An 18,085-nucleotide genomic window follows, 5' to 3' on the forward strand; every position below is an offset into this window, starting at 1 on the left:
TCTCTTTCATAGCTCTCTATTCTCCGCAGAAAATCAAATAAGGTTTGAATTGTATCCAAAAAACATTATTAAATCAACACATACTACACCCACAAAACCTTAGCTTGATATTTCATAGCCCCCTCAAAAGCTCCTCAAAGCTTTGCTTAAAGCTTGTTAGTCCTTCATCTAAGAGCTGATTTGCTACATTATCATACACAATACCGCATTTTTTCACACTATCCCAAAAGCTAAGGCGTGAAGCAGAATCTATAAGCGGCGTTTGGGTGCATTCTCTATCTGCCCCCTCGCACTCCACATACGCCCTAATGCTTTCAAGCGGTGCGGTACTCACACTATGGGGTAAAATCAACTTTTCAATATAATAGCTCAGTGATAGATTAAAATCTCCATTTGCGTTAGCCTTCACACCTGTGGAAGCAAAGAGTGTGCGGATATGGGGATTAGCATAAGATTCTATACACTCATAACAATCCATGGCATTGATAATACCCATTTGCAAATGCAGATTCTTAGGCAAGGCAGAATCTACCAGCCTATCAAAACGCGAGACAAACACACTTATCACCCCTTTGGCAGAATCTTTTGCTCCACTTTCGGCACTTTTTAATGCACTCACACACTGCTTGGCTTGGCTTGGGGTGAAAATAAGCGTAGCATTGACATTAATGCCTTTTTGTATAAGGGCATTCATCACTTCATATCCCGCTTGTGTGGCAGGGACTTTTATCATCACATTTGGCATATCAATACGCTTAAAAAGCCTTAAGCCCTCATCTACACTCTTTCCACTCTCATCACACAAAAATGGGTCAATCTCAATGCTTACAAGCCCATTAGCCATATTTTTTTCCCACAATGGAAACAGGATTTGAGCTGCCCTTTTAATATCTGCAATGGCTAGTTCTTCATACACGCTTTTAGAATCTGCAATGTGATGTTTCAATGAAGCAATATAATCTGCATAGACTTTACTTTGAAATACCTTAGCAAAAATGCTAGGATTGCTCGTAGCCCCACAAATAATGCCAGAATCTACAAGGCTTTTAAACTCTTTATCTAAAAAATCCCTTTGGATAAAATCACACCATAAACTAAAATCTATATCCTTGCCTATCATTTGTCTTTTTATCATTTTTGCTCCTTTGGCTTTAAAATTGCGTAAAAATAAAATGGCAATATTACATAAAAATTTTATAGGAGAATCTTATGCGGTATAAATTGATGATGTGCGGATTTAGCGCAATGTGTGAGGATATGCAGGAAATAAAAGATAGGCTTAAAGTCATTCCGGTAGAGCGAAGCAAACTTGAAAGCAGTGAATGCTATGTCTTTGACTTACACACCGCAGAGCAATATGCTATATTCCCAAGTGAAAAGGGCTGGATTATCAAAGATGTAGAATCTAGTCAAAAATAAGCAAAATTCTGCCCAAAAAGAAGCCATAGATTCCAAAACTTCTCTTTACGCTCTTTTTTGTAGAAAATTTTTATTATTTTTGTGATTTTTATTGCTACAATTAAAGGGCTTTTTAAGCCTTTGCAGTAATTTTTTACAAGGAGTTTTTATGAATCACACAAAATACAAACGCGGGTATTTTATGCCCCCAGATTCTAATAAAGATTCTAAATCATATTTAGAATGGAGCAAAAAAGAGTATATAGAGTCCGCACCTTTATGGTGTAGCGTGGATTTACGCGATGGGAATCAAGCCCTAATCACGCCTATGAGCCTAGAAGAAAAAATCACATTCTTTAAACTCCTGCTGCAAATTGGCTTTAAAGATATTGAGGTTGGATTCCCCGCGGCAAGTGAGACAGAATACCGCTTTTTACGCACACTCATAGAGCAGAATCTAATCCCAAAAGATGTGCGTTTGCAGGTGCTTACTCAAGCAAGGGAGCATATCATCAAGCGGACTTTTGAAGCCCTAGATGGTTGTCCTAATGCGGTGGTGCATTTTTATAACTCAACTTCTTATGCTCAAAGAGAGCAAGTCTTTAGAAAGTCAAAAGATGAAGTGAAAAAAATCGCCATTGATGGGGCATTGTGCGTGAAGCAAATCGCAGAGGAGACAAAAGGTAACTTTTGCTTTGAATACTCGCCAGAGAGCTTTAGCGGCACAGAGATTAACTATGCCCTTGAAGTCAGTAATGCTGTGATTGATATTTTTAAGCCCACGCAAACGCAAAAATTTATTTTGAATCTCCCTGCTACCGTTGAGATGAGTTTGCCCCATATTTACGCACAACAAGTGGAATTTATGAGTAAGAATCTCGTGCATAGGGAAAATGTGCTTATATCCTTGCACCCGCATAATGATAGAGGCTGTGCGGTAGCGAGTGCTGAGCTTGGAATCTTAGCAGGGGCGGATAGGATTGAGGGCACACTTTTTGGTAATGGCGAACGCACGGGGAATGTGGATATTATCACCCTAGCGTTAAATCTCACCACACACGGAGTAGATCCCAAACTTGATTTTAGCAATCTCCCCCAAATTTGTGATGTGTATGAATCTGTAACCAAAATGCAAGTCTATGAGCGGCAACCTTATGCTGGTAAGCTTGTCTTTGCTGCCTTTTCTGGCTCTCATCAAGATGCTATTGCTAAAGGTATGGCGTATCATAAAGAAAACAATCTTAGCACTTGGAGTGTGCCTTATCTCCCGCTTGATCCACAAGATGTGGGGCGAGTGTATGAAAGCGATGTGATACGCATAAATTCACAAAGTGGCAAGGGCGGCATTGCTTATATTTTGCACGAGCATTATGGAGCGAATTTACCGCCGCTTTTTAGAGAAGAGTTTTCCTACTATATTAAGGATATTTCAGATAAAGCACATAAAGAGCTTAGCCCTAGTGAGATATGTGAGATTTTTGAAAAGGATTTTGTAAATTTTGCGGAATTTTTAGAGATAGGTGAGTTTATTTTTGAGACAAAAGACAATGATTGCGAAGTGCGTATAGAGCTAATAAAACCGCAAAAAATGAGCATAGATTCTAAAGGAAATGGGCGGCTTGATAGCGTAGCAAATGCGTTAAGGGAGCATTTAAATTTAAGCTTTGATATACTTGATTATAGCGAACACGCTTTGAACAATGGCTCAAATGCTAAAGCCATAGCTTATGTGCAGATTGAAAATCGTAGCAAAAATGGGGAAGGTAAAAAATACTTTGGAGCCGGGATTGATAATGATATTATCAAGGCTTCAGTGTATGCGTTAGTCAGTGCGTTAAATCGTGCGTATAAATCAAATCAACTTTAAAAAAAGGAGTTTCTATGCAAACACTACTTATTTTTTCACACACATTTTGGAAAGATTCTAAAGTCAATAGGGCGTTATTAGAATCTGCGAAGACACTTTCAAATGTGAAGATTCACAATCTCAATGAGACTTATAAAGATGGCGTGATAAATGCCGAAAATGAAGTGGCATTACTCAAAGATTCACAAAAAATCATCTTTCAATTTCCGCTGTTTTGGTTTAGCACACCTGCGCTTATGAAAGAATGGCAGGATAGGGTTTTAACTCATATTTTATATGGCAAAGATTCTAAGCTACTGCAGGGCAAGAAGTTTCAAGTCATTACGACTTTGGGTGGGGCAAAGGATAGTTATGATGGGCATCACGGATATAGCCTTAATACGATTTTAAGTCCGCTTACAAGTGCGTTTAAGTATTGTGGCTGCGAGATTCTAGAATCTTTTGCTATCTTTAGTGCGAAGGTAGATACACTGCCTATGCAAGAGTATTTAGAGACATTACAAAATGATAAACAACAATCAGTAAGGAGCAAAGTATGGGAATGACAATGAGTCAAAAAATCTTAGCTGATAGAGCAGGATTAGAATCTGTCAAGGCAAATGATTTAATAAGAGCCAAGCTAGATATGGTGCTAGGCAACGACATCACCACGCCTGTGGCAATCAACGCCTTTAAACAAGCAAAATTCACGCAAGTTTTTGATAAAAATAAAATCTCACTTGTAATGGATCATTTCGCACCAAATAAGGACATAAAAGCCGCTACGCAATCTCAGCAATGCCGCTGTTTTGCTAATGACTTTGATATTAAGCATTACTATGATGTGGGGAATATGGGGGTAGAACACGCCCTTTTGCCTGAACAAGGCATTGTAACAATTGGCGATTTGATTATAGGGGCAGATTCTCACACTTGCACTTATGGGGCGTTGGGTGCGTTTAGCACGGGTGTGGGCAGCACGGATATGGCTGTGGGTATGGCAACGGGTGGAGCGTGGTTTAAAGTCCCAAAGGCGATGAAGTTTAATCTCAAGGGCAAACTCCGCCCTTATGTGAGTGGCAAAGATGTGATTTTGCATATTATTGGTAAAATCGGCGTTGATGGGGCGTTGTATAAAAGTATGGAGTTTAGCGGAGAAGGGTTAAAAAACTTAACCATTGATGATAGGCTTTGCATTGCGAATATGGCGATTGAAGCGGGGGCGAAAAATGGCATTTTTGAAGTAGATGACATTACGATTGAATATGCTAAGGGACGCACAAGCAAGGAGTTTAGAATCTACAAGGCTGATGAAGATGCCGAGTATGAAGAAGTCTTTGATATTGATCTAGATTCTATAGATCACACGGTGGCGTTTCCGCATTTGCCTGAAAATACCAAAGAGAGAGATGAATGGGGTGAGATAAAAATAGATCAAGTTGTTATCGGCTCTTGCACGAATGGTAGGCTAAGTGATATGGAAGTAGCAGCAAATATTCTAAAGGATAAAACAATAGCAAAAAATACGCGTTGCATTATCATTCCTGCTACGCAAAATATCTATTTAGAGTGCATTAATCGTGGGTATTTAGAGACTTTTATTAAAGCTGGAGCGGTGGTATCTACACCAACTTGTGGTCCTTGCCTTGGCGGACATATGGGAATTTTAGCGGCAAATGAAAAATGTGTTTCTACCACAAATCGCAACTTTGTAGGCAGAATGGGGCATACCACAAGTGAAGTGTATCTTAGCTCCCCTGAAGTAGCTGCTGCTAGTGCGGTAAGGGGGATTCTAAGCACCCCACAAGATGTTGTTTAATGTATGGTTGTTTGAACTATTGCAAAAGGAGATAGAAAATGAAAGCACAAGGATTTATCCATAAATATGGTGATAATGTTGATACTGATGTGATTATTCCTGCAAGGTATTTAAACACTGCAGATCATAGGGAGCTTGCAAGTCATTGTATGGAGGACATTGATAAGGATTTTGTAAAAAAGGTAAAGAATGGCGATATTATGGTTGGCGGATGGAACTTTGGCTGTGGGAGCAGCAGGGAACACGCACCTATTGCGATTAAGGCTAGTGGGATAAGCTGCATTATCGCTAAGAGTTTTGCTAGAATCTTTTATCGCAATGCGATTAATATTGGTTTAGCAATTATTGAATCTAGCGAGATTGCAGACTTTTTGCAAGATGGCGATAGTGTAAGCATTGATTTTGATAAGGGGCAGATTATAGAATCTAAAAGTGCTAAAAGCTTTAGCACAACGCCCTTTCCACCTTTTATACAAGAGATTATCAACGCAAATGGGTATTTGAACTGGATAGCGAAGAATAAGAAGTAGGGTTTGGGTTTTGTGGGTAAATTAGAATCTAGATTCTCAAGCAAATTCCGCACTTTGTCATTTTTGCAAGTGTGGGCAAGAGCTTCACTCGTGTGAGCCGTAGGCGAAAAATCTTTTTAGATTCTAATGTTTTAGATACTTTAGCTAACGCCTCAGTATGACAATTTATAGATTCTAGATTCTAGCAATTGCTGTTAGGCTTTGTGAGTTTTTTATATTTTTTAAGGCAGGAGTTAGTTTTTTTTAAGCACACAAAAATACCAATGCGGAAGTATCTTGTGATGATTTTGTGGGTTGTCAAAGTGGAGGCGAAGGGAGTTTGTTAAACATAAATGACCGAGCCTTGAGCGAACAATCCACTAAAAGCACCAAAGAGACAACGCAGCAACAAAGGAGAGAGAATGAAAAAACAAATAGCAGTAATCCGTGGCGATGGTATCGGCAAAGAAGTCATCACACAAGCCCTAAAAGTGCTAGATTCTATAGCAAAGGTATATAAGCACGAGTTTATTTATAAGGAAGTTTTAGCGGGTGGCTGTGCGATTGATTCTTGTGGAGAGTGTTTGCCTAAGGAGAGTTTGGATATTTGTAAAAGGAGTGATAGCGTTTTGCTAGGAGCAGTTGGCGGTCCAAAATGGGATAAAGAGCCAAGCCATAACCGCCCAGAATATGCCCTTTTAAGACTTAGAAAAGAGCTAGGTGTATTTGCTAATATCCGCCCAGCTACGCTTTTAGCTGAACTCAAAAATGCTAGTCCGCTAAAAAGCGAAATATTGCAAAAAGGTATTGATTTTGTCATTTTGCGTGAGCTTGTGGGTGGAGCGTATTTTGGTAGGCATTTGTGTGAGGAAAAAAATGGCGAAAAAATCGCTACTGATGAGATGAGCTACACGCAATCTCAAATTGAATCTATTGCAAAAGTAGCCTTTGAAATCGCACAAAAACGCAGGAAAAACCTTGTGTCCGTGGATAAGGCAAATGTCCTAGCCTCATCGCGTTTATGGCGTGAAGTAGTGGAGAATGTAGCAAAAGACTATTCTGATGTAAGCTTAAGCCATATGTATGTGGATAATGCGGCGATGCAGATTTGCCGAGTGCCGAGTGCTTTTGATGTGATTTTAACTGAAAATATGTTTGGGGATATTTTGAGCGATGAAGCGAGTGTCATCACAGGCACTATTGGTGTAATCCCTTCCGCTTCGCTCTCTCAAGGCACTTTAGGGCTATATGAGCCAATCCACGGCAGCGCACCGGATATTGCCGGACAAGATAAGGCAAATCCTATCGGCACGATTTTATCCGTGGCGATGATGCTTGAACTCTCATTTGGGCTAAAACAAGAAGCACAAGCAGTGAGAAATGCAGTAAATATTGCCCTGCAACAAGGCTATCGCACAGGCGATATGATGGATAAAGATTCAAAGCTTGCGGGGTGTGAAAAAATGGGGGATATTATAAGTGGGTTTGTAAGCTAAGCTAGAAATATAGAATCTCATAAAGCAAATAAAAGCAGATTTTGCTTTTTAGCATTTAAGATTCTATAAAACTAATACAAAACCTTATCTTGTATGGCCTTATATATCATCGTATTTGTCTTATGTGTGAAAAATGTATCATTACCCTTATGCGTGTCGCTTAAAATCACTAGAATCTTACCCGGATAGGTTAAATCCTCGCGTTGATAAAACATCTCTAAAAACTTCCCCTTGCTGACTTTGATATTACCTAAACTCGGATCAGCCAAATACACATAATGAGAATCTGCCCCTTTATACACGCTAAAATGCTCCATATCTCGCACATTGACATAAATAATCACAGGAATTTGCAATTTTGTTAATGCTTCAAAGTCCAAAGCCAAACCCTGCGTGCGAAAGCCTTTGCTTTGATCAAGGATATAAGCTTTATTTTTTGACTGAACATCTGTTTTAATGAGCAATCCATTAGATTCATAGCCAATATACAACGCATCAAGATGTGGCATAAGCCTGAAAGCATCTTCTAGCCTTTTGGCAACAGCAGGATAAGAAAAATCCCCACTTTGTGCAATATCCTGCACCACCTCTTCTACAAAGTGAAGTTTGGATTCAAAATATGTATTGACAAAATTCTCCGCATTTTTCACGCTCTCTTGTTTGCCGTGTGCCACACTTGCAACAATACTAGACTTTGTAAGCGAGAAACTCGCCAAAGCCAATAATATAAAAGACACCACAAGTAATGCCACAATCGTAATAGCAATTTTTCCACTCACACTTTTAAACATCAAAATACGCCTCCAAATTAGATTCTAGGATAACAATATGTCATTGCATCACACAATGAAGTTTGGGATTATGTAGTAAAAAAATCCATTTTTGAAGTAATATTTGCATAAAATTTGTAAAGTGATTTTACAAAGTGTGTTAAAAATGAGTGTAAAATCACCCTTTGCTCTTATCATTATTGATTTACTTTTTGTGAGATGTGAGGGGTTGTTTGACAATATGCCAAATTTTAAGCCTTATCTCGCCATTTGATTTAAAGGCATAGATTCTAAAACATACCGCACACTCCACTTTTTTGCAATTCTTGCAATTTCTTAAACGCTTTAAGCCAAATTTCAAGCCTATCGCAGTATAATCCGCATTCTTTTTACTTATGGCTCGATAGCTCAGTCGGTAGAGCAGGAGACTGAAAATCTCCGTGTCGGTGGTTCGATTCCGCCTCGAGCCACCACTACAAATTACAGAAAATCTCTGCAAGTTGTTATTTAAATTGTGTTATCAAAACCACACAAACTTCGGCATACAAACTTCGGCTATAATCCCATAGATGCGTTTTCTTTGTATTGAGTTGCATATCGCGTATTTATTTAATCTAAAACTTTGAAGGACAAAATTATGACACATACAAAACCTATGGGCTTTTTTTATGCAATGCTGCTTCTTAGCTTACTTAGTGCCATCTCTATGGTTGTTGCTTCCACGCTTACGCCCTTTCTCTCTCCGCTCATTATTGGAATCTTGCTTGGTAGCATTCTCTCGCCCTTTTATCCCAAACTCAATGCAACCTACCAACTCCAAAAAGGAATGGACTTTAGTGCAAAAAAGCTCTTGCGTCTAGGCATTGTGCTTTATGGCTCATTTATTACGCTTAATGAGCTTGTTGCCCTAGGATTCAAAGGATTTCTTATTGCATTAATTGTAGTCGTAGCAGTGTTTGTTTCTGCCATTTTTATTGGCAAAGCTCTAAAACTTGACAGGGAGATTTCTCTGCTTGTAGGTATTGGTAGTGCGGTATGCGGGGCAGCGGCAATCCTTGCTTTAGAATCCACACTTAAAACTCACCCTAGCAAAAGCTCTGTGGCATTGGGATTTATCGTCATCTTTGGGCTTATTGGTATGGTAGCTTTACCTGTGATGTATTACAGCGGCTTTTTACCTTTAAGCGATTATCAGTGGGGCATTTTTATCGGTGGGAGCTTACACGAAGTGGCAAATGTCGTAGGGGCAGCGGCAATATCTCCTGAATCTCAAAGTGTCGCTTTGCTTGTCAAAATGACTCGCGTGGTGCTACTCGTGCCACTTTTGCTTATTATCTCTTATGTTGTTTTTGCATCTAGTGCCTCCAAACAGCAAGGCACACCTTATATCCCATATTTTGCGTTTGGCTTTTTGGGCGTGATTTTACTCAATTCATTTATTGACTTTCCACCTGTCATTGTAGAATCTACGCAATTTGCTTCAAAGCTCCTGCTTGTGTTTGCAATGGTAGCACTTGGTTTGCAGATTGATTGGCAAAAATTTGTCTCTTTTGGGGCAAAGACATTTATCCTTGCGTTAGTTTTATTTATTATCCTTTTATGCGGCACTTATTTCTTAGTGTATTTTATGTTTTAGGAGTTTGCAATGATAGAAAGTATTGATACAGCACAATTTAATGAAGTGATTAAGCAAGGTTGCGTCGTGGTGGATTTCACCGCACCTTGGTGTCCTGATTGTCGGCATATTGATCCTATGCTTGACATATTGGAGAAAGAGTTTGCGGGGAAGGTTTCATTCTACAAAGTCAGCTTTGATACACAAACTGATCTCAAAAATACGCTCAATATCCGCAAGATTCCAACACTTATTTTTTATAGAAATGGCGAGGAAGTTGGTGAGCGTCTCATAGAACCCCGCTCTATTGATGATATAAAAAATGCGATCAATGCCTTTATCTAGCCTGAACTAAAAATGCCTCTTAATGCAATTTTTCATTATGGGGCGTGGCATAAATCTTTAATTAAACTTTAAAAGTAGATTCAACAAGCTAACTATATAATGCACCCTTTTTGAATACACTTTTAAAGGATAGAGCCTTGATTCTTACAAAAAATACGCGGTTATATTTTAAATTTCTCTTGTTTTTGTGGCTTGTAGCCATAGTCTTACGCATTAGCTTTGCAGCGTGGCAATGGGAAAGCTTAGGAGCATTTTCTTGGGAAGATATAGCTAAGGCTTTTTATATCGGTGTGCGGTTTGATGGTCGCATTGCTGCATTTATGTCTTTGCCACTTCTTGTATTTCTTTTTATACCTTTTTTATCAAGATTTTTTGGGAATATCCGCCCCTTCTTACTTGTGTTTTACGCCATTGTTTTTGGCTTGTATATCCTTATCTACATCGCGGATTTTGCCCACTACGCTTACCTTAATTCACGCGTCAATTTTGCTGCTGTTGGGCTTTTAGAAGATACCAAAGAAGCACTAGGTATGATTTGGCAAACCTACCCTGTCATTAAACTTTTACTTGTGCTTGTGGTGATTGTTGCAATACTCACGCTTTGTGCCAAAAGCATATTCAACAAATGGACATATCCAAGCACAAAAAATGCTCTTTCACACAAAATAACATCAGCCATAGCCACTTTATTTGTGCTTGTCATATTGATATATGGGCAATATAGCATCATCTATTATCCATTGCGATGGAGTGAGGCATATTTTTCCGGCCATAGTCAAATTACTGCCCTAGGGCTTAATCCTATACAGAATCTCGCCGACACTCGCCCACAAAACTCCTATATTGATAACACTAAACAAGCTAGAGAGGCTTATGCTGCCACTGCGGAATATTTAGGCGTGCAGAATCCAAATGCAGATTCTATGAGATATGATCGTTTTTCACAAACCGACGGGGTTGGGAATAAGCCCAATATTGTTATCATCGTTATTGAATCTATGAGCACACATAAAAGTTCGCTGATGTTTGATGAATTAGACACAACGCGTTTCCTTAAACAACTCTCCCAAGAGTCTCTGTATTTTCCAAATTACTATGCCTCGGCTAGAACTACCGCAAGAGCAATGTTTTCTATCATCACAGGCATACCCGATGTGAATGAGTATTTTAAAACAAGCTCTCGCGACCCATACACAATGGACCAACACCTTGTGTGGAATGATTTTGATGGATACACAAAACTCTATATGATTGGCGGTAATGCAAATTGGGCAAATATCCGTGGAGTGATGAGCAATAATGTTTCGGGGCTAAAGATATATGATGAAGGCTATTGGAAATCTCCTAGAATGGATGTTTGGGGCATTTCAGACCACGATCTTTTGCAAGAAGCTAATACTTTGCTTGAAGAGCAGCAAGAGCCTTTTATAAGCCTTATCCAACTTGCAAGTTTTCACTCCCCATTTACCGTGCCAGATGGTATTGCAGGGCTTGATTACACAATGCCAGATGATGAGTATTTAACAAAATATGCCTTTGATACCAAACAAGAATATCTTGCCCTAAAGTTTTGCGACTATGCACTTAAGAAGTTTTTTGAAAAAGCCAAACAATCACGCTATTATGACAATACAATTTTTATCATCACAGGCGATCACGGTATGTCGCAGGTTTCTCCATCAGTTGAGCAAAGCTACTCACACTTAGCCCTACACGAATTTCAAGTCCCGCTTATTATCCACTCGCCAAAATACTTCCCACAAGCCAAAGTTATGAAACAAACCGGTGGGCATATTGACATATTCCCAACAGCAGCGGGACTAGCTGGAGTGAAAGTCCATAACACGACTATGGGGCGAGACTTACTTGACCCATCATTTGGCGAGGATAGATTCACATTTATCCGCCGCTTGAATAGACCGCCTTTGCTTGTAAGCAACGAATATTGTTTTTCAAATGAATATGAACAAGCAGGTGGGGGATCGCTCTATAAACGAGTAAGCAAAGATTCTACAAACGCAGAATCTACAAAATGGGAGCTTGTGGAAGGGCAAGATTCAAAGCTTTACTCAAAACTTAAAACAATTAATGAAAGTTTGTGGGAAAGTGCGATTTATATGCTGTATCACAATACCAAAGCACGAGCCGATGAAGACACAAACAAAGCTCACACGGAGTGATTTATAAACTCCCCATTGTGTGAAACATACGGATAAATGCCCTTTTAAGCCAAAAGGGTAAAATATTATAAAATCTTGCTCCAAATGCCAACCACCAAGGGAATGCGTAGAATCTTTTGCCCTTAATAATGGCGTTATACATTTTTTTAACCGCAGATTCTGCACTCATCTGCGGGACAAGAGGGTGGATAAATTGCGTAAGTGGCGTTCTAATAAAGCCCGGGCAAATTGTCGTAACACGCACATCACTTTGTCCAACAGATAGGCTTTCTCCCAAAGCTCTCACAAAGATTTTAGACGCACTATAACTTGGTGCATTTGGCAAAGCTAATAATGCAGCAATGGAGCTAATAAGCACGATATGCCCTTTACTTCCATACACAGAATCTTGTTTATTCATAGATTCCAACGCATAAAAACTTCCAAATGCCACGCCAAGAGCGTTTGTTTTGCAAATCTCGCTATGTTTTGCCGCACTCTGCTCCTCTCCCATAGCTACACCCGCATTCATAATCACCATATCCACACGAGATTGAAAAATATTTTCACACCATTGCTTCACTGCCTCTTCATCACTCACATCAAAGCATTGTAATAGCACTTGTGCGTCGGGGTTGTGCAAGAGAATCTGCTCTTTGCTTTCTTGCACTCTTGCCTCATTTCTCCCGGCAAGATGTAAGGTTATATTTTTATGATTTTTAGCAAACTCTAATGCTAATGCCCTGCCTATACCGCTACTTGCCCCCGTAATTGCCACACTTATAGAATCTCCATTTGTTTTTAGCACATCTTTTGACACACTCACCCCCTTAATCTTTTAAAAATCATTATAGCAAATATGCTACAATACGCACAATCTTACCCCACAAGGACATCTATGATAAATATCGCAATCAATGGCTTTGGACGCATTGGTAGAAGCATTCTTCGTGCAAGTTTGCTTAGCAAAGACATTTCCATTGTAGCGATAAATGACATACACGATTGGGAGATTCTAAGCTATCTCTTAGAGCACGATAGCACACACAGAGCCTTGGGGCTTGAGATACAATACTCACAAAACACGCTTAAAATTGAAGGTTTTCCGCCCATTCATACACTCACACAAAGCAACCCAAATAGGCTTGATTTTGCAGCACTTGGGGCGGATATTGTCCTAGAATCTAGTGGCAAATTCCTAGATTCCCACTCATTAGCCCACCACTGCCAAAAAGGGGCAAAAAAAGTCATACTTTGTGCCTCTCCCACCGACGATATACCAACCTTTGCCCTAGGGGTCAATCACACGCAATACAAAGGTGAATCTATCTTCTCAAATGCTTCTTGCACGGCCAATGCCCTTGCCCCACTTTGTAAGATTCTTGATCAAGATTTTGGCATAGAGCTAATGAGCTTTTGTATCACACACAGCTACACAAACGAGCAATCCCTGCTAGATAGCGTATATCCAAATGACAAAAGACGCTCTCGTGCCGCGGCACAAAATATCATTCCAACAAGCACGGGGGCAAGTGGAACGCTTATCCGCCTTTTGCCAGAATTGAAGGGTAAAATCGCAGGGCATAGCGTGCGTGTGCCTGTGCCTAATGTTTTGTTGCTTGATATAAGCCTCACACTCTCTTGCAATATTACCACGCAGAATCTTCATCAAAGCATTATCCAAGCCGCACAAGATTCAATGCGGGGCATTATTGATGTTGATTATAAACAAGGTGTGAGCAGTGATTTTATAGGCAATCCTCACAGCGTTGTGTTTGTGCCGGATTTGAGCTATGTGCTTAATGGCAAAATGGCTCGTATTATGGCGTGGTGCGATAATGAATGGGGATATGCCAATCGTGTGCTTGATATGGCAAGATTCTGTGTTTCTAACTAAATGTTACACTTCCCTCCACTTGATAAACCCGCTCTAGCCCAGCTTCAAAAGCTCAAAGTAAGCGATATTATTGATTTTATTATCCACTATCTGCCAAAATCCTATACAAACACCACACCTAGCACAACTCTAACCCCACATACAAATGCCGTGCTACGCGTCAAGATTCACACTCTCAACTCACTTGGCTTTGGCAAAAACGCTAGGCTACGCATTCACGCTTGGTTGTGTGATTTTGACAAAGATATTGAACTCTTTATCTTCCACCCAAAAGTATTTCACAAAAAAACTTTTGGGCTAGATTCTGAACTTTATGTTATGGGAAAGCTAGAACTATATCAGGGCAGACTTAGCCTTATCCAGCCAAAAATCATTACACACATCAACACCATAACACCCCACTTCAAAACCACATTACTTAAAAATCAAACCCTATGCCAACTCGCACAAGAGCTTATCACCTTAGAACATCTCGCTTTCCTGCCCAAGCATATCGCACAAAGTATTTATGAGATTTTTCACCCAGATGCTAGCTTTGTTACTAGCCACAATGCTAATGGCTTTTCAAACACGCATTTATATGCGTTAAAATTTGTAGAAATCTATCGCCATTTATTCCTGCTCTCTCGCAAAAAGATTCAATTTCCCGCTCGTTTTATCTGCAATAATGATATAGATTCATTCCTACACTCTCTGCCCTTTACACTCACGCAAGGGCAGCAAAATGCCATTAAAGATATTCGCCAAGATTTGCAATCTCCCATTGCTTCAAGGCGGTTGATTATGGGCGATGTGGGCTGTGGAAAAAGTGTTGTCATTTTTAGTGCGGTGATGTGTGCTTATCCACAAACAAGTGTGCTTATGGCACCAACGACTATTCTAGCAACACAACTTTATGAAGAAGCCAAGCATTTATTGCCACCTTTTGTGAGAATCCACCTCATCACCTCAAAAACTCCCACAATCTCCAAAGAAGCACAAGAAGCCCACTTTATCATCGGCACACAGGCTTTGCTTTATAGAGATTTTAGACTAGAAAATCTAGCCCTTGTGATGAGTGATGAGCAGCACCGCTTTGGCACCAAAGAGCGACATATTTTAGAAAAAATAGGGCAAGAAAGCCCAGATTCTACACCTAATCTCTTTGACTTTAGCCCACAAAATACACCAACAGATTCTGCTACAGATACAAATAAAATAGATTCTAAAATGCCTCTAGAATCTTTAAGCAAAACGCGTCCGCATACTTTGCAATTCTCCGCCACGCCAATCCCTAGAACCCTTGCGATGATTAATTCTCAATTTATTAATCTAAGTGTGATTAAAGACTTGCCGTTTAAAAAAGATATTACAACACACATCATTGATAAGAGCGGATTCAAAGCACTTTTATCGCATTTAAAAAGCGAAGTGAGCAAGGGCAATCAAGCCATTATCGTCTATCCGCTTGTAGAAGAAAGTCAAGCTCTTGATTATCTCTCGCTAAGTGAAGGACAGGGCTTTTGGCAGCGACATTTTGAAGGTGTGTATTGCACTTCTGGCAAGGATAAAAACAAGCAAGATGTCATTGATGAGTTTGCACTCAAAGGCTCACTGCTTCTTGCTACCACGCTTATTGAAGTGGGAATCTCCCTGCCAAAAGTTTCAACTATTGTAATCGTTGCCCCCGAGCGATTAGGATTAGCCACACTCCATCAGCTTAGAGGTCGTGTCAGTCGTAATGGGCTTAAAGGGTATTGCTATCTCTACACACATAAGAGCGATAATCCAAGACTTCAAGCCTTTGCTCAAACCTTAAGCGGATTTGACATTGCCGAGCTTGATTTACAATACCGCAGCAGTGGGGATTTACTCAGTGGCACAAGACAAAGTGGGAATGAATTTGAATTTATTGATTTAAGCCAAGATTCACAAGTGATACAAGAAGCTAGAGCGTTTTTAACGATACAATGCCAACACAATTCCTAAACAATCTCAAATCCTAAAATCTTCGCCCATTCTATATCTTTCCCGCACTCTACAACAATACCATTACCCACTAAACTTAGCAAAGGAATATCACTAGGGCAATCACTATACGCATAGCTTTGTGCTAAATCATACATTGATAGATCAAGTGTTTGTGATAACTTATAAAGCTTTCTATGCTCCATCGTATGAATACCTGCCATATTGCCACTTAAAACCCCTTCACTACTATCCAGCGAAACCGCCACAACATATGGAATCCCAAAATACTTTGCAAAAATGCGAATATATATTTCAAAGCCACCTGATACAATTGCTATGGTGTGTCCCAACTTTTGATGATAATGCAAGCGTTCTATAATGCGTTCATTAACACGCACAAGCAACTCTTTTTCAAAAAAATCTTGTGCTATATCCTCTGCTTCTTTTAGGCTTAGTCCTTGTAAAACTTCAAAATTAACAGGTTTTTTAACAAACCTATCGCGATAAGATTTGGGTAAGATTTTTCCTATTTTGCGTTTTATCTTCACATACACTCTATACCCTAAACCTTGTTGTATATTGTAGCCACGATACTTTGCGACAATCTCTAAATATCTTGCTGCACTTTGAAAATCTACAAGCGTTTCACAAAAATCAAATAATGCTAAAACTCTGTTGTTCTGCTCTCTTGTCTGCATATTTTCTCCAATCACTCACCTATAAAATCTCTTTATTTCTCTAACAACACACTGCATTTGCTCCCTTGTGCCTATACTAATACGACAATGCTTATCTACAATATGCGAATAATCTCGTATAAAAATATTCCTTTTTTCTAAAAACATTTTTAATCCATTTATATCCCTATGCTGAATAAAAACAAAATTAGCATTTGATGGATAAAGTTTAAACTCTCGCATAGAATCTAACGCATTTATAAAAAACTCTCTTGCCAATACAACCTCTTTTACATAAGATTCCATATATTCTTTATCTTTTAGTGCTGCAATAGCTGCTACTTGTGAGAGATGAGTAATATTTTTTGCATTACGAAGTAAATTTAATGCAGCAATGTTTTGTGCAGAACTTAAGCAATAGCCTATACGAAATGATGCTAAGCCAAATGCCTTTGAAAATGTCCTTGTGATGATAAGATTCTGCATTGTTGGTAATAAATACGCCACACTTTTACCACAAAACTCATAATACGCCTCATCTATAATAAACAGCATATCGCCATATTTTGTGATAAGTAATTCTAGATTCAATATATCGTGCAATGTGCCAGTTGGGTTGTTTGGATTACATATATACACGATTTTTGGTTGTGTATTTGCAAGAAAATTATCAAGCAAATTAAAATCAATATTGCCCTTTTCATCTGTGTGAAAAAATACACTTTGAAGCCCTATGCCATCAGCCCTTGAGCGGAAATTATCATAAGTTGGTGCGATAATGCACACTTTATCGCCAACACTCCCAAAGACTTGCAAAATAAACTCGTGCGAACAATCAGAACTTGCAAAAATCTCTATACATTCACTTGGCACATTTGCATAATTACTTAGAAGGGCTAATAACTCTGCATTGTGCGTATTTGGATACCAATGTAAATTATCATTCAAAATAGCTTGTTGCAAGGCGGTTAGGACTTTTGGCGATGGCGGCATACTAGATTCATTCCAATCAAGCTTTAGAATCTCTTCTTTTTTTGAAATCTCCCATACCTTATGTGCGATAGGGATATAGGGCTTAAGATTTTGTATAAAACTATTTGGCTTCATCACTCCCCCTATTATATGAAGTGTGCTGCCACATATTACCTAGTTTTTTATCCCAAGATTCTGGGACAAGTCTTTCTGTCCCACAAGCGTGTGTGAAAGTCAGCTCCCCCACAACGATTTTTTGCCCCTTAGCAAATGGCATATAATACAAATCCACACGCACATAATCAAACATTTGAGAAAGCATAAAGGCTAGTCTTTTAAGATGCTCTAACTCACTAGGCTTTGGCGGAATGGGATTATTTGCATTATCATAAAGGAAGCCAAATGGGGCAAGTTGCCAATCTTTATCTAAAATCGTGCGTTTATAATTTGTGAATCTATCGGCAGTAAGCTGGATATAATGATCTTCTAAACCTTGAAAAATATGAAATTTATAGGTATCTGGATCTTTTGTCCCATCTAACAACATCTCCTCCACAAAGATTCTAGGCTCTATATCTTTATAATGCCATTCTCTATAAAGTGTGTAGAAGTTTGTGTTTAAATGTGTTGTG

At 39.2% G+C, this 18,085-nt stretch carries 17 protein-coding genes and 1 tRNA gene; 12 read left to right on the forward strand and 6 right to left on the reverse strand.

All coding sequences use genetic code 11. The annotated features are described in order from the left end of the window. Positions 1–112 precede the first annotated feature (112 nt). Entirely contained in the window at positions 113–1,135 is a 1,023-nt protein-coding gene (locus tag EBF12_RS10405; protein ID WP_244196518.1) for a transaldolase, read from the reverse strand. A gap of 74 nt (positions 1,136–1,209) precedes the next feature. Here EBF12_RS10405 and EBF12_RS10410 point away from each other — a divergent pair, with 74 nt between their 5' ends. From EBF12_RS10410 to leuB, 6 genes are all read left to right on the forward strand, one after another. Then, entirely contained in the window at positions 1,210–1,419 is a 210-nt protein-coding gene (locus tag EBF12_RS10410) for a hypothetical protein (protein ID WP_121727588.1), read from the forward strand. A gap of 148 nt (positions 1,420–1,567) precedes the next feature. Beyond that, the gene (locus EBF12_RS10415; RefSeq protein WP_121727589.1) at positions 1,568–3,265 is read left to right on the forward strand and encodes a 2-isopropylmalate synthase; all 1,698 of its coding nucleotides are present in this window, start codon (positions 1,568–1,570) and stop codon (positions 3,263–3,265) included. A 14-nt stretch (positions 3,266–3,279) separates the two neighbouring features. Further along, positions 3,280–3,810, forward strand: coding sequence for an NAD(P)H-dependent oxidoreductase (locus EBF12_RS10420; RefSeq protein WP_121727590.1), 531 nt, complete (start codon positions 3,280–3,282; stop codon positions 3,808–3,810). Beyond that, positions 3,801–5,063, forward strand: a complete 1,263-nt coding sequence (leuC, locus tag EBF12_RS10425; RefSeq protein WP_121727591.1) for a 3-isopropylmalate dehydratase large subunit — start codon at positions 3,801–3,803, stop codon at positions 5,061–5,063. The genes EBF12_RS10420 and leuC overlap by 10 nt, the downstream gene beginning before the upstream one ends. Before the next feature lie 38 nt (positions 5,064–5,101). Further along, entirely contained in the window at positions 5,102–5,593 is a 492-nt protein-coding gene (leuD, locus tag EBF12_RS10430) for a 3-isopropylmalate dehydratase small subunit (RefSeq protein WP_121727592.1), read from the forward strand. A gap of 401 nt (positions 5,594–5,994) precedes the next feature. After that, positions 5,995–7,068 (forward strand): 3-isopropylmalate dehydrogenase, encoded by a 1,074-nt coding sequence (gene leuB / locus EBF12_RS10445; RefSeq protein WP_121727594.1) that lies wholly within the window; start codon positions 5,995–5,997, stop codon positions 7,066–7,068. Positions 7,069–7,139: 71 nt separating this feature from the next. Here leuB and EBF12_RS12060 read toward each other — a convergent pair whose 3' ends face one another. Continuing rightward, positions 7,140–7,859 (reverse strand): cysteine peptidase family C39 domain-containing protein, encoded by a 720-nt coding sequence (locus EBF12_RS12060; protein WP_244196519.1) that lies wholly within the window; start codon positions 7,857–7,859, stop codon positions 7,140–7,142. Between the two features lie 376 nt (positions 7,860–8,235). Between EBF12_RS12060 and EBF12_RS10460 the strand changes: the two genes are divergently transcribed. The 4 genes from EBF12_RS10460 to EBF12_RS10475 all read left to right on the forward strand — a co-directional run bounded on the left by EBF12_RS10460 (position 8,236) and on the right by EBF12_RS10475 (position 11,978). Further along, a tRNA-Phe gene (locus EBF12_RS10460) sits at positions 8,236–8,311 on the forward strand. 164 nt (positions 8,312–8,475) lie between these two features. Then, positions 8,476–9,474, forward strand: coding sequence for a YeiH family protein (locus EBF12_RS10465; RefSeq protein ID WP_167444805.1), 999 nt, complete (start codon positions 8,476–8,478; stop codon positions 9,472–9,474). A 9-nt stretch (positions 9,475–9,483) separates the two neighbouring features. Beyond that, a complete protein-coding gene (locus tag EBF12_RS10470) occupies positions 9,484–9,798 on the forward strand; it encodes a thioredoxin family protein (RefSeq protein WP_121727595.1) in 315 nt (104 codons plus the stop codon). Between the two features lie 137 nt (positions 9,799–9,935). Then, positions 9,936–11,978 (forward strand): LTA synthase family protein, encoded by a 2,043-nt coding sequence (locus EBF12_RS10475; RefSeq protein ID WP_121727596.1) that lies wholly within the window; start codon positions 9,936–9,938, stop codon positions 11,976–11,978. A 1-nt stretch (position 11,979) separates the two neighbouring features. Here EBF12_RS10475 and EBF12_RS10480 read toward each other — a convergent pair whose 3' ends face one another. Then, on the reverse strand, positions 11,980–12,777 hold the full coding sequence (locus tag EBF12_RS10480) for an SDR family NAD(P)-dependent oxidoreductase (RefSeq protein ID WP_121727597.1): 798 nt from the start codon (positions 12,775–12,777) through the stop codon (positions 11,980–11,982). 78 nt (positions 12,778–12,855) lie between these two features. Here EBF12_RS10480 and EBF12_RS10485 point away from each other — a divergent pair, with 78 nt between their 5' ends. Together EBF12_RS10485 and EBF12_RS10490 are read left to right on the forward strand one after the other, a co-directional pair. Then, positions 12,856–13,854, forward strand: a complete 999-nt coding sequence (locus tag EBF12_RS10485) for a type I glyceraldehyde-3-phosphate dehydrogenase (protein ID WP_121727598.1) — start codon at positions 12,856–12,858, stop codon at positions 13,852–13,854. Further along, positions 13,855–15,822, forward strand: a complete 1,968-nt coding sequence (locus EBF12_RS10490) for a DEAD/DEAH box helicase (protein WP_121727599.1) — start codon at positions 13,855–13,857, stop codon at positions 15,820–15,822. It begins immediately after the preceding gene. On the opposite strand, the gene EBF12_RS10495 is transcribed toward EBF12_RS10490, so the two are convergent. From EBF12_RS10495 to EBF12_RS10505, 3 genes are all read right to left on the reverse strand, one after another. Continuing rightward, positions 15,819–16,502, reverse strand: a complete 684-nt coding sequence (locus EBF12_RS10495; RefSeq protein WP_121727604.1) for an HAD-IB family hydrolase — start codon at positions 16,500–16,502, stop codon at positions 15,819–15,821. The genes EBF12_RS10490 and EBF12_RS10495 overlap by 4 nt on opposite strands. Positions 16,503–16,517: 15 nt before the next feature. Beyond that, positions 16,518–17,588: a pyridoxal phosphate-dependent aminotransferase gene (locus tag EBF12_RS10500; protein WP_121727600.1), complete on the reverse strand. Its 1,071-nt coding sequence runs from the start codon at positions 17,586–17,588 to the stop codon at positions 16,518–16,520. Continuing rightward, positions 17,575–18,085, reverse strand: a 511-nt coding sequence (locus EBF12_RS10505; protein WP_121727601.1) for an ATP-grasp fold amidoligase family protein, incomplete at its 5' end; no start/stop codon positions are given. The genes EBF12_RS10505 and EBF12_RS10500, both read right to left, overlap by 14 nt.

This window comes from Helicobacter labetoulli (assembly GCF_003670275.1).
Classification (GTDB): Bacteria; Campylobacterota; Campylobacteria; order Campylobacterales; family Helicobacteraceae; genus Helicobacter_C; species Helicobacter_C labetoulli.